Origin of the sequence: Nonomuraea lactucae (assembly GCF_003313395.1) — a bacterium.
GTDB lineage: Bacteria > Actinomycetota > Actinomycetes > Streptosporangiales > Streptosporangiaceae > Nonomuraea > Nonomuraea lactucae.
The window spans coordinates 1-12,845 of the sequence record NZ_QNFZ01001068.1; the positions used below are offsets into that span (position 1 = coordinate 1).

The following is a 12,845-nucleotide window of genomic DNA, read 5'->3' on the forward strand; positions in this document are numbered from 1 at the left end:
CTCGGCCCTGGCCTCCGCCGCCGCGACACCGCGCTCGGCCTCCTGCCGGGCCCGCACGGCCGCCGCGACGTCCTCGACCGCGCGATCACGCTCGCTCCGCGCCAGCTCGGCATCCTCGACCGCCCGTACGGCCCGCGCCTGGGCCTCCCCCGTATGGGCCTCGGCCTCCTCCACCCGCTCGGCCAGCTCCCGAACCGCCTGATCCCTGGCCCTCTCCGCCAGTTCGGCCCGCCGTTCGGCCTTCTGTGCCCGCCGCTCGGCCGCGTCGGCCCGGCGCGCGGCCTCCTCGGCGTTCTGCAACGCCTGCCGTTCGGTGCTGGCCGCCTCGCGCAGCGCGGCCAGCGCCTGCTCGCGTGCCCGCTCGGCGTCACCCAGCGCGGTGTCCCTCTCCCCCTCGGCCTCCTGGACGCGCGACCGCATCTGCGCGGCCTCCCTGCGCGCGTGCTCAGCAGCTTCGCGCGCCAGCCGTACCTGCTCGAACGCCTGCTCCCGCTCGGTACGCGCGATCGCCACCCGGGTATGCGCCTCGGCCTGCACCGCGCTCAGCCTCGCCTCCACCCCGGCCGGGCTCAACTCCTCGGCCAGCGCGCGTGCCAGCGGCTCGATGGCCGACGCCAGGCCCGTCTCCATCCGCTCGTACAGCTGCTCCGCCCTGGCCAGCGCCCCTTCCAGACCGGGGGTGGCGCGCCGCAGCTCCCGCTCCCGCTTGGCGGCCGCCTGGCAGTCCCCCTCAGGACAGTACGCCTTGGGCCGCCCTCTCCCCCGCCGCTGCTCGATCGCCGTCCCACAGTGCTTGCACGGCGTCACCACACCCGTCTCTTCGGTCACGGCGCCACCGTAGCATTTTTTATTTTCTAGAAATCACATTTCAGAAAACCACATCCGTTGTGTCATGACGAGCTTGGCTAACTTGCGGGAATGCAGAATTCCCGCAAGTAGTCCGGAGCCACGCGGGGTGTCGTATCTGCTGCATCTGAGACTGGTCATCTAACTGTCCTGCAGGTGAGACTGGTCATCTAACTGTCCTGCAGGTTCGTCGTCACCTGTCACCCAATTGGTCACGTCTTGTCACTCCGGCAAGCCCCTCTCTTATGCATGATTGCCTGTTTCTGCACGTTTGACCCAATCCCCGTGCCGCACCGAGGCGCTTTCGTGGGTTCGTTTGCAATATTGAATTATCAAGTTGATGCAAATATACATTCATTCCTCTATATGCCTGCACTGCGGCGAGGGGAAGGTGCGAGCAGCTTCCCTGTTTCCCTTCCCTCTCATCAGCATCGTATTCTGGCCGACTCAATTCCGAGTGTATTATCTTTGTCGCCAGGAAGCCGGGATGATGCTTTGACCTGCGGATCTTTTAGATGTCGATCGCCAAGGCTCGCCCGGATATAGCGCTGGAGCCCGGCATGGTACGGGCTCGGTTGATCGCTTGAACCATGCCCTCTTCCCGTAGTTTGTCGATTACGCGAAGAGGCGCTATGGCGGTTCAGGCGTAGGACAGGTTATGACCATCCCGAGGACAGTTCGGTGACCAATGAGCGTCCGACCAGCGGGTTCGTCACGTAGTGTCCAGGCTTTCGGTCATCGATAGTGCCCGCCGGCAGCGCAGCCTGGCAGCGTGGGCGAGGATGGGCCGTCGCCAGCCGGGGCGGGCGGGTGCAAGGGCCGCACGGGAGGGGTGCGGAGGCGTTCCATGTCCTCGAGCAGCTCCCGGTCCGGTCGCAGATCGTATCCCATGGTGGTCTCGGGACGAGCGTGTCCGGCCAGCTTGGCGGCCTTGATCGCGTCGACCACGGGCAGCACGTTGGAGATGAAGGAGCGGCGCACGTCGTGCGGCCGCACGCGCCGGGTGCCGGCTTGCCGGCATCGTTTGTCCAGGATGTCGGCGATGCCTTGCGGCTGCATGTGCGCGGGGCGGCCGTTCCTGCGGCGGATGGCGCCGTTGCGCTCCAGCCGGGGGAACAACGCGCCCGGTCGGTCGCCGCGGAGGGTCAGCCAGCGTTCGAGGCTGCGGGTGACGAAGCTGTTGAGGGGCAGGTGCCGTTCCTTGTTGCCCTTGCCGATGACCCGCAGCATGCCGGTGACTGGGTTGTTGTAGTCGCTCATCTCTAGGTTGGCCGCTTCGGCGCGGCGCAGACCGCAGCTGTCCAGCACGGCGACGAGGGCCATGTCGCGGGCGCCGGCGGCGCAGTTGTCGGCTTCGCAGGCAGCCAGGATGGCGCCAATGACCTCGTCGGGGATGTAGGCGCCGGCGGGCTTGCGCTGGCTTTTGATGTTCTTGGGGCTGCGGGCGCGCTGGTAGTCCTCGCTGTTCATGAGGCCGAGCCGCCAGGCCTCTTCGAGGACCCGGCGTAGTGCGGTCAGGTGCCGGTTGACGTACCGGTCGGCCCAGCCCTGTTCGGTGAGCAGACGCCGGATGTGGATGGTGTGCTCGTAGCGCAGCAGCCACCATGGTTGGCCCTGCCCGGTGATGGTCTTGTCGTCGAGGTGGGCGCCCTGGAGGAGGCGGGCGATGCGGTCCAGGCACCCGGCCTGGGTGCGGCGGGATTCGGGGCTCTCCAGGCTGGCCAGGTAGGCGTCATACGGGTCGCGCAGCGACGCTGTGGCCAGCTGGTAGTCCTCCGGCTGGGGCGCGACCGGCAGCGCGGCCAGGGCGGCCAGGCGTGTCGCGATGGTCGGGCCGGCCGTGTTAGCTCCGGTCGGTGTGATGACGGGGGGCGCGACAGCGCTCGACGAGGGACGTGTGCCGGTGTCGGCGCTGAGCGCCGGGGTGGGGTCGGTCACGACCGGACTCCGTCCCGGTGGTGAGCCGCACTGGGGTGCGGCGGACACCAGGGTTGTGGGCCGCTGATAACAGGTGACCAGCCGGGGGACTTCACGGGATAAAGGCCCGTGTCAGCGTGCCGGATTGGGCTTTTGGTCACGAAACTGTCCGTCCTGTTGGTCATGTGGCGCCCAGCGCGGTCCGGCGAAGAAGCCATGCCCCGCGTGAGGTCCAGGGAGATCTGGTCGCTGCGCGCCGTCCCTGTCTTCGCCGGGCGCCGCCCCGGACTCCCCCGGCCAGAAGGCCGCCGGTGGAGCGCGGCGAAAGCGCCGTGGCGCGCCTCGGCTTCCAGGGGATGGGCCTCCTCCCCCCAGGGCGCCAGTACCGGACTGGGTCCTCGGGACGGGCATTGCGATCCGATGACGTCACGGCATGATCATAGCGGTTTAGCTGTGGGGATCCGCATTCCCGTGGCTAAGATGATGGATCGCCTTCAATAGTGTTGATCAGCACGATTCATTTTCGTACCGGAGCTGCACGATTCAGATATCATCCGGATCATGCTCGATGGCGATGATGATCTGCACGGCTATGATGATCAGGCGAAGGGTCGTGGCGAAGATTCCGCTGCCCTGTCTCCTGCGGCCCTGGCCGCCGACACGGCGGGCGGCATCGCGGTGGCTCGCGACGGCGACGAGCCTGCGCGGCACTGTCCGTGCGGCAACACCCTGCCGTCCCGCCCGCCCGGCGCACGCCGCGGTGGCCGTCGCCGTGACTACTGCTCGGCCGCGTGCCGCTCGCGCTACCGCAGCAGCCGTCTGGGTAGCCAGAAGAACGCGATGCAGGAGGCCACCCGCCGCGCCGGCGCGCTGGACGAGCGCATCGCGCCGCAGATCGAGCAGCTCACCGGGAGGATCGAGCAGCTGAACGCGGACCTCGCCGAACGAAACACGCACACCAAGGTGCTCGCCGAGATCTCCGCCGAGCGGCTGCGCGCCGCCGAGGATGACGCCGATGAGGCGGCCGCCGCCAGCGAGGAAGACCAGGAAAGGGCGCGGCGGGCGCTCGCCGAGCGCGACGCCGCCGTGGATGCGACCCGGCAGGCCCGCCAAGCGCGCGACGACGCCCAGCGCGAGGCCCGCCAGGCCAGGCAGGACATGGTCCAGGCCCAAGACCACGAGCGCGCCGCAGTGGCGTCCGAGCGGCTGGCCTTGGAGAAGGCGGCCACCCTGGAACGTCAGCTGGCCACCGCTGCGGCCCAGTTGCACGCGGCCAAGCAGGCCCAGCAGGCCGCCGATGCGGCACGCGCCCAGGCTGAGCAGCAGGTGGCCCTGGCGCGGGAAGCCGGCGAGCGGCAGGATCGCACGCTGCGCGAGCAGAGCGAGCAGCTCACCGATGCGCGTCGGGAACTGGCCGCCGCCAGGGCTGAGATGGAGCTGCTGGCCGGCCAACTGAAGCGGGAGCAGCAGCGCGCCGATACCGCCGAGGAGCGGGCCGGGCAGGAACGCGCGGCCGCCGGGCAGGCCCGCGCCGAGTCAAGGGCCGTCCGCGAAGAGGCCGCCGCAGCAGCCCGAACCCATGCCACAGAGCTGGAGCGGATACGTGAGCAGCTACGACAGGAGACTCAGCGGGCCGACGCCGCCGCGACGGAACTGGCCGTCACCTGGGCCAAGCTCACCGCCGCCACCGAGCGCAGCACCGATCTCCAGCAACGCCTGGTCGCCGCCGAGCAGCGCGCAGAGCGAGCGACACCGCCCGCAACCGGCTGACGAGCACCAGCAAGGACAGAGCGGCCGTGAACACCAGTAGTCACCGCGGTTATGCAACACGTGTTCGAGCTTGGCGCAGATGAAGTCGGAAAGGGGCCGGCGGCGTGGGCTCCGGTCGTCGTGGCGACGGCCTCGACGATCCTGCGCATGGGAGTCTGCTCGGCCCCGGCGGCGTTCACGATCGTCCCGGGCGAACGGCGTGCACCGGCCTGCCCCGCGGCATGCTCACAGGCGTCAAGGCGACCCAGGCCGGAGCCGAGATGGCCGCCGCCTTCCACCAGCGGCTGCTCGCCGTCGACTCCGCGCCGACGGAGCTTCACGTACGCGCCGGAGGCGTACGACGCGACGATCGTCGCCGCCTGGCCGCCGGCAGGGACATTGACTACGACGGGGTGAGCGGCCCGATCGACTTCACCGACAAGGGCGATCCAGCGAGGGCACCGATCGGCGTGTTCCAGTACAGGGCCGATCACACCGCCGCGCTTGTCTCCCATGAGGTCGGCGAGTTGCCGGCCTGAAAAACCGCCCGATCCACCGAACGTCCATGAGCCTGAGAATCGGCTCGGGGACGGATTGCCGGCCGGCGTGCAAAAGGCGGGATCGGGTGCGATGCTGGCAAGGTGATCTGGGGCAGGCGGGCCACGGCGAAGCGTGCACCCCTCGGCACACCCCCTGCCATGGCCCGCGCGGACGACGCCTGGAAGGCGCTTTCGCTGGTCATAGACCTGATCAAGCACGCCGAGACCAAGGCGGGACTGACGCTGGCCGCCTGCGGTGCCGTCGGCGGAGTGATGTACACGATGGTCAGGAGCGTGCCGCAGCCGAGCGCGTGGTTCGGGATCGCCGCCGCGGCCTGCGCCCTCCTGGTGATCGGCGGTGCCTGCTGCGCCGGGCTGGCGCTGGTCCCCCGCCTTCGCGGCGGTCCCGTACCCGCCAACCTCTTGTATTACCGCCACATCGCCGCGCACTATCTCGCCGACTCCGGCGCCTATGCGGGTGAGCTGGGCACACTGCTGAAGAACCCTGACGCGCTTGTCGCCTCCATCGCCGATCAGGTGTGGTCCAACTCCCGGGTCGCCCGCCAGAAGTACCACTGGGCCGGCCTGGCCATCAACGCGCTGCTCCTGGCCCTGGCGGCCCTCGCGCTCACCGCTGCCATCGGCGTGTTCCAGAGCCCCTGATGGACGGTGCTGACCTCGCCCGCGTCGACGCCACGCTGTCGCGTGTGGTCGCCCTGATCGACGCACATCAGCTCGACTCCGCGGAACGCCTGCTCAAGCCGCTGATGCAGGATTCGCCCTCCCTTCCTCCCGACCGGCGGACACGGGTCCTGCTGGAATGGGGCTGGCTTCATGGCGCCACGCAACGCTACGTACCCGCTCGCGAGGCTCTGGCCGAAGCCGTCGCGGTGGCGGAGTCGTTGCGGTCTTGGAGACTTCTGTGCGAAGCGCTACGCGAATCGGGCACGGTGGCTCGCTACGAAGGTGAGTTCCAGGCCGCGGACCGGTTCTTCGAGCGTTCCGAACAGGTGGCCAGGGACGAGGGGCACGACCTGGAGCTCGGCCAGGCGCTGTTTCAGCGAGGCACGGTCGCGCATCACGTCGGAGAGTTCGTCAAGGCCCGCCGGCTCCTCCAGGAGGCTGGCCGCGCCGCCGAACGCTGCCCGCCGAGCGAGGCGGCCGTCCAGCTCCTGGCCGACGTCCGCCGTGAATGTGCGGTGTCGGCGAGGCTGGTGCGCGATTTCGACACCGCGCGTGAGCTGCTCGTCCAGTCACTCGACAGCTACCGGAGCATCGGCCGCCGTGTCGGCGCGGCCAACGCCCAGCGGGAACTCGGCGCGGTGCTCGAACAGGTCGGCAACGAGCGGGAGGCGCGGCGGTACTTCACCGAGGCCTTCACCGGCTACATGCGCGCGGGCCGCCGTATGGGCGCCGCCCAGGTGGCCCGCCGCCTGGGATACCTCGATCTGCTCGCCGCGGTCGGTGACGCGGCGGCGGCACGGCGGGCCCGGCGCAGATTCACCCAGGCGCTTCGCCTCGGCGGCGGCGAGCCGGTGAACCGGGTCCTGAGCACCCTTTACCTCGGCAAGCTCGCACGGCTCGAAGCCGATCTCGACGCTGCGGAAGAGCTGCTGTACGAGACCGTGCAGCAGTACTCCGGCATGGAGGCCGGGCAGGGCGTGGCCCGTGGGCTGTCGCAGGTGGCCATGGAGGCGGGGCTGATCGCGCGGGAACGCGGCGATCGGGCCGCCGCCATCGCGCGGTTCCACGATGCGCTCGCCGCGCTGCGGGTGGCCGATGATCCAAGCGCCGCCAGCCTCGTCCACTATCACCTCGCGACGGACCTGATCCTGATGGACGAGGTGAAGCAGGCCACGCATCACGCCGTGGCCGCCTTCTCGCTCAACGAGGCCGCCGGCCGCCGCCTGCTCGATCCGGCCGAACGCCGCTCCTTCTACGAGGCGCACCGGGAGACGTACGGGCTGGCCCTGCACTGCGCCGCCCGGTCGGGTGACGGGCGTGCCGCTCTGAGGGTCGCCACCGCCGCGAGATCGGACGCGCTGGCGGCTTTCGTACGGGCGGGGGCCCGGTTCACCCCGCAACTCCACGAACTGGTCCAGGACATCACGCTGGCGAGCGCCGAACCCGGGCAGCAGGCCGAGGACCGGCTGCGTGATCTCTACGGACGTCTGGAGCACGAGACCTCGCGCCAGATGCGGCGGACCGTCGAAGCCGACACTGACCTCGATGAGATGATCGCCAGTCTGCCACGCGGCGGGCACGCCCTGCTACTGGACGTTCTGGAGGAGGACGACACCTTCTGCAACAGGATCTGGCTGTCTCCCGACGGCGTCCCGCACGTCGACGAGGTGATCCTGCCGATGGGCGTGCGACGGTTCCTGGACGCCTACCACCAGGCGCGGGAGGAGGCCGCGTGGCGGCCCCAGCGGGACGACCTCGCGGCGCTCGGTCACACGATCGTCCCGGACGGGCTGGCCGAGGCGCTGGCGGCAGGCGCGAACCCGCCGCTCGTCATAGGGACCGGGAGCGTCCTGGGCCCGGTGCCCCTCGCGGCCGTGATGATCGAGGGCAGATACCTTGCCGAACAGGCGCAACTCGCCGTGGTGCCCTCATTGGCACTGTGGCCGGCCCTGCGGTCGCGCGGCCATCGGCCGGGCCGGGGCACGCTGGCGTACTTCGATTCCAACGTGCCCGGCTGGCGGAGGGAGAACGCCGCGCTGCAAGCCACGCTCGCGCCGGTCGACCTCGCCGGTGCCGACGAGGTGCGCGGCATGCTCGCGGACGCCTCTGCGTACGCGGCCGTGGTCATCAGCGCTCACGGCGCCTCGCCCGAGCAGGAGCAGGACGGTGTCGGGCGGCATCCGGGGCTCGCCCAGGCTCTCGAACTCACGCCGGACGACCTGCTGACGGCTGCGGAACTGCTGGGCTGCAGACTTCCGGACGCCTTCATCACCGCGTCGTGCTGGTCGGGGCGGTTGGCCGTACGGGCCGCGATCGAGCCTCTCGGCCTGCCGACGGCCGCGCTGCTCGCCGGTGCGCGCTGGGTGCTGGCTGGCACTGTGGACATCGGCAGCACATCGACCGCGACCCTGCTGGCCGGCTTCTATCGGGAGCTGGCGGACGGTATGACACCCGCCGCGGCCCTGCAGCGGGCGCAGACCGCGTACCTGAGTCAGCGGCCGGATACGGCACCAGGCACCTGGGCAGGGCTGACGATCATCGGTGACGGTTTCGTCCCTCTGCGCTTCGCCGGAAGCGGGCCGGAATGACCGGCGTCCGGTGGGTCAGGCGCCGCTGTGGATGTGGGATGCCCAGGCGGACGGATGCAGCGGGAGAAGCTCGCGGACGCTCCGGACGGCGCTGTGCAGAGCCACCGCGCCGTCGATCGTGCCGCGCCAGTCCAGCCCCGCGTACACGAGTTTGGCGAAGCGCAGCGCGATACGGTCGCTGACCGGCCAGAGCGTGCTGATCACGTGCCGGTATCCGATGAGCTGGAACGCCGAGGCCAGGTGGATCGCCTCGTCGGTGAGCCTGATGCCAGGACGCGCGGATGAGCACGCCGACAGGTAGGCCAGCTCGGCCCGCCGAAGGTCGAGCCTGCCAACGTCGACCACGGTCAACGGTCGCGAGAGATGGTCGTGGACGAGAAGCCTGCCCGCCGACGGATCCGTGGGTTCGTCGCAGGCGTGGCAGGCGAAGTGGGCCCAGTGGGCCTCGGCCAGCGCCGTGAGCACGGACTCGTGGGTGGCTTGGGGACCGGTCATGATGGCGGCGTCGCCGGGGACGAGGTCGCGAACGGCGGCGGCCTCGCCAAAGGCTCCGGGGATGGGCGAGGCGTCAGGCGTCGTGGGCATGGCCACCAGCAGCCCCTGAGGATCGGGCGAGCCGTCCTCGGGTTCCGGGAAACGGGCGCGGCGCGCGTGGGCGAGCGCCCGTACGGTCGGCGTGTAGGAGGAGACGGCCCGGTCCGGTACGGCGGCGTGTCCGGGCTCCCGGTGACGTCCTGCGGCGTGCAGCGGCAGGTAGGCCAGCGGGCCGGTGGGGCACCACCACAGGCGAGGCCATGGGCCGCCCGGCCGTGGCGGGCCGTTGATGGCGAGCACGCGCATGACCGGCGCGGCGATCCTGTCCCAGAGCCAGGCGAGCGTGTCGAGGATGACGTCCTCCTCGGCCGGTTCGGCGTCCACCGCGGACAAGAACGCCGTCGCCTTGCTCTTGACATCCTCGGCCGACAGCCGCGGCAGGGACAGGACCCGCAGACCGGAGCCGGTCAGGATCAGCGCGTCGGCGCGATGGTCGCTGACGTTGACCACCACCACGGGGCCGTGCCTCGCTTCCGCACGCATCTGGTCGAACGTCATCGGCAACAGGAATCCCGCCATGCCGGGCAGCCGGCGGATCCGCTCCAGACTCTCCTCCCAGGCCACGGCCAGTGACCGGCGGCGGGCCGCGGCTCCTGGCAGGTCGACGACGTCGGTCTCCGAGGCGTTGAGCAAGGCGCGCAGCCGGATCAGGTCGTCGGCGTCGTCCGGGTGGCGGCGGCGGAGTTCGGCGAGCCCGCCCCGCATGGCCAGATCCTCGTTCAGCATCAAGCCCCGGCCTTCCTCCATCAGGAGCAGGGCACGGCGAGGATCGCCCGCGTCGAGGGCCGCGCTCGCGGCCTCTGACGGTAGCCCCTCGGCCTCTCCGATGCCGTGCTCGCGGTCGGTGCGCGCCCGAGAACGCGCGGCCGTCCTCGGTAGCAGCGCCACTGCGGCGGCGTACCGGTGGAGGGCGTCGCGCCTGTCGTCCATCGCCGTCGCCAGGCGGGCGCCCGCCCGGTAGGCGTTGATGCGCACGGCCGGGGGGATGCTCGCGGAGGCGGCGGCCTCGTGGAACACGGCGCGGGCTCGCACGCCGACGGCGGGCTCCATCGTGGCGTGGAAGACGCGGGCCAAGGTACGGCCCATGTCGATGAGCCGATGGGAGCGCCGGGAATGGTCCTGCGGGGTCTCGTCCATGGCGCCGTCGTAGGTGTTCACGGCCTCTTCGAGTACCGAGGGGTCGCCTGTCCGCTCGTACTCCGTTAGCAACGCGGAGCCGAGGTTGACGAGGTTGGCGCCCAGATCTTCATATCCGCGCGGTGTCGCCGCCACCGCATGACGAGCCCGGTCCAGCGCCTCTTTCCGCATACGCGCGTCGCCCGTTGCCTCGGCGCCTCGCTGCAGGGTGGTGCAGAGCAGGGCAAAGGCGTCGGCGTGGTCGGGATGATCCGCTGGGGTCACGTGGAAGGCGCGGCGGCTCACCGCGATCGCCTCGACCAGGTCGGCGTCGCGAAGCTCTCGTTCGTAGCGCGTCAGGAGCGCGCCGCCCAGGTTGACGAGGCGGACCGCCAGCTTGCGATGATCGGCTGGAGAGGCCTCGACGGCCAGGCGGGCCACTTTGACCGCCTCGTGCAGGTCCTCGCTGTCGCCTCGCTGCTGGAAGAGGCGGCGAAGCGCCCCGCTGAGGCCCGTCGCGATCATCGCGGCGGCCGGATGGCCGGGATCCGCCCTTTCCAGCGCGGTACGGTGCGCCTCCACCGCCTGATCCAGCAGGTCGATGTCTCCGGTCTGCTCGTAGGCGTGGCGGAGCGTCAGGCCGAGATTGTGCTGGCGTCCCGGCCAGTACGGGTCGTCCTGCGCCAGCAGGTCGACGGCGTCACGGCCGGCCGCCACCGACTCGCGCAGCGCGCTCATGTCGCCCGTCATGGAGAAGAGCACGCGAAGGGCCAGCCCGACGTTGGACAACAGGCCGGCCTCGTCAGAACCGCCGGCCGGCACCAGGGCGACCCCTTCGCGGCCTGCGGCCGCGGCGAGCCGCAACTGTTCCGGATCGCCCCGCTCACCGCCCAGGTAGCGCAGTGACACGCAGAGGTTCATCAGCATGACGCCACGGTCATGACCCGTGCTGCGGTCCGCGGCGAGCCGGTGCGCCCGCGCCGCCTCTTCGAGCGCTTGCACGTCCCTGACCCGTTCGTAGAGACGCTGGAGGGCGTTGGCGTAGTTGGCGAGCCGGCGGGCGTACCAGGGGTGGTCCTCCGGCGTCGCCTCCACCGCCGAGTGCCCGGCGCGTACGGCTTCGTGCAGCAGGTCGACTCGCTCGGTGATCTCGGAGAGGCGGCGGGCCGCCACGCTCAGGCGCGATAAGCTGTGCGCGGCGTGGGCGGGTGTGGGGGCGGCCGCTATCGCCGCCCGCAGCGACTCGATCGCTGCTCTCAGATCGCTCGCGTCCCCGGTCCGCAGAGCGTGCAGAAGAACCCTCAGGGCCTCGGCTTCGAGCGCGTCCGCCTGATTCACCGTTGCAGCGTACGAAACACCGATACGGCGCGGGATCGTCAGTCCACGCTGGTGTCTGAATCGTCACGAGGCGGCGAGGTCCAGAGCCATGCGTTCTCCGCGAACTCCTTCACCGCCACGTGAACCGGACGGAAGTCGTCCGCGGAGAGTTCCGAGTACCCCGGTCTGATCACGTCTTTGTACATCTGCTCGGAGACGAGAACCACCAGTTCCGCGTCCGGAGCTTCGACCGCCGCCGTCCGCAGCGGGGCGCTGTCGACCATGCGGCTGATGTCGACGATCACGGAGCCGGAGAAGCCGGCGGCACCGGGGCCCGCGAGTCCGGCGCCCACCGCCATGCGCAGCCGGATCTTGTCCGCCTCGTTCCGGTTGTCCTCGGCGAGCCTGCTCGTGAACGAGCGGATGAGGGTGGACAGGGCCGTCGTCGGATCGACGTCGTCCGGCAGGAAGGCGGTGAACCCGTCGCCCGCCCATTGATGCTCGACCGAGCCGACGGCCGTGTCACAGTCCCGCAGCACGCCGGACACTAAGTCCCTTAGCCGTTCCTGGACCCGTTCCTGGGCGGGTCCGGGCCGGGCACCGTAACCGATGACGTCCACCACGAAGCCCATCCGAAGCCGCTTGCGCACCGGCGCCCTCGTACGCGCCGCCGTGAAGCCGCTCTCGGGGACGATGACGGGCAGTTCCGCGGGCGGGGCGACGAGCGCGGTCAGCGCTCTGGACGCGGCGAAGACCCGGGCGCACGCCGCGAGCTCCCTGTCGGTGTAGGCCAGCAGGTAGACGATCGAGACATGGGTGCCCGGCGTGGTACGGAAGTGGTCGACGGCCGCGCCGAGCATCATCGCGATGGTGGGTTCCAGCTCCCCGCCGCCTTGCCCGACGCCCAGCAAGGGAAACAGGACGCTCGCCGGCGGCGGTCGTCCCCCCATCCGGTCGACTTCAGCCAGGGCGTTCGTCACGCAGGTGCCGATCTCGGGGACCTGCCGGAACCCCGAGCCCGGTTCGCCCTGGACGGAGGCGACGTGCACGATCGCGCGTATTCCGATGCGCCGCATGTCGCCCGGTCCCGTGACAACCGCGGTGGCGGCGGGCAGCGGCAGGCGACCGCTCGTCTTCCTGGTCAGTTCCTCGGTGATGACGTCGCGGACGACTCGCCCGGCGGCGTCGCGTTCCGCGCCCTCGTATCGGATGATGCTGGAGATCGAGAACTCTTCGACCCGCGCCATCTTCATGCCGGTGTTCTCGGAGTTCACCCATACCTCGGCGCAGCGGACACGCCTGATGTCGCCGCACACGATGCCGACGTACCGGCTGGGCGGCTCCTTGACGGCACGTACCCGGAAATACCGGATCTCCATGGAATGGAGCGGACGTCCGCTCCCGCGCACCAGCCGGAGGCGGATCGCCCACAGGGCGGCGACCGCCAGGACGGCGGAGCCGACGGCGACGAGGACCCACTGCGAGCCGGTCATGC

The 12,845-nt window shown here is 70.4% G+C and carries 8 protein-coding genes; 4 read left to right on the forward strand and 4 right to left on the reverse strand.

Annotation, left to right across the window (positions count from 1 at the left end):
- Both DQW85_RS43385 and DQW85_RS43390 read right to left on the reverse strand, forming a co-directional pair.
- Positions 1 to 828, reverse strand: an 828-nt coding sequence (locus tag DQW85_RS43385) for a coiled-coil domain-containing protein (protein WP_113705565.1), incomplete at its 3' end; no start/stop codon positions are given.
- Between the two features lie 753 nt (positions 829 to 1,581).
- On the reverse strand, positions 1,582 to 2,784 hold the full coding sequence (locus DQW85_RS43390) for a tyrosine-type recombinase/integrase (RefSeq protein ID WP_240197796.1): 1,203 nt from the start codon (positions 2,782 to 2,784) through the stop codon (positions 1,582 to 1,584).
- 540 nt (positions 2,785 to 3,324) lie between these two features.
- Between DQW85_RS43390 and DQW85_RS43395 the strand changes: the two genes are divergently transcribed.
- From DQW85_RS43395 to DQW85_RS43410, 4 genes are all read left to right on the forward strand, one after another.
- Positions 3,325 to 4,533, forward strand: coding sequence for a coiled-coil domain-containing protein (locus tag DQW85_RS43395; RefSeq protein ID WP_162795875.1), 1,209 nt, complete (start codon positions 3,325 to 3,327; stop codon positions 4,531 to 4,533).
- A 221-nt stretch (positions 4,534 to 4,754) separates the two neighbouring features.
- Positions 4,755 to 5,051, forward strand: coding sequence for a hypothetical protein (locus tag DQW85_RS43400; protein WP_113705567.1), 297 nt, complete (start codon positions 4,755 to 4,757; stop codon positions 5,049 to 5,051).
- 159 nt (positions 5,052 to 5,210) lie between these two features.
- Positions 5,211 to 5,714 carry a Pycsar system effector family protein gene (locus tag DQW85_RS43405; protein WP_113705568.1) on the forward strand — a complete coding sequence of 168 codons (504 nt, stop codon included), beginning with the start codon at positions 5,211 to 5,213 and terminating at the stop codon, positions 5,712 to 5,714.
- Positions 5,714 to 8,323: a CHAT domain-containing protein gene (locus DQW85_RS43410; RefSeq protein WP_113705569.1), complete on the forward strand. Its 2,610-nt coding sequence runs from the start codon at positions 5,714 to 5,716 to the stop codon at positions 8,321 to 8,323. Before DQW85_RS43405 ends, DQW85_RS43410 begins: the two co-directional genes overlap by 1 nt.
- Before the next feature lie 15 nt (positions 8,324 to 8,338).
- Here the strand turns inward: DQW85_RS43410 and DQW85_RS43415 are convergent, their stop codons facing one another.
- On the reverse strand, positions 8,339 to 11,371 hold the full coding sequence (locus DQW85_RS43415) for a CHAT domain-containing protein (protein ID WP_113705570.1): 3,033 nt from the start codon (positions 11,369 to 11,371) through the stop codon (positions 8,339 to 8,341).
- A gap of 38 nt (positions 11,372 to 11,409) precedes the next feature.
- A complete protein-coding gene (locus DQW85_RS43420; RefSeq protein WP_113705571.1) occupies positions 11,410 to 12,843 on the reverse strand; it encodes a macro domain-containing protein in 1,434 nt (477 codons plus the stop codon).
- Between the last annotated feature and the right edge of the window lie 2 nt (positions 12,844 to 12,845).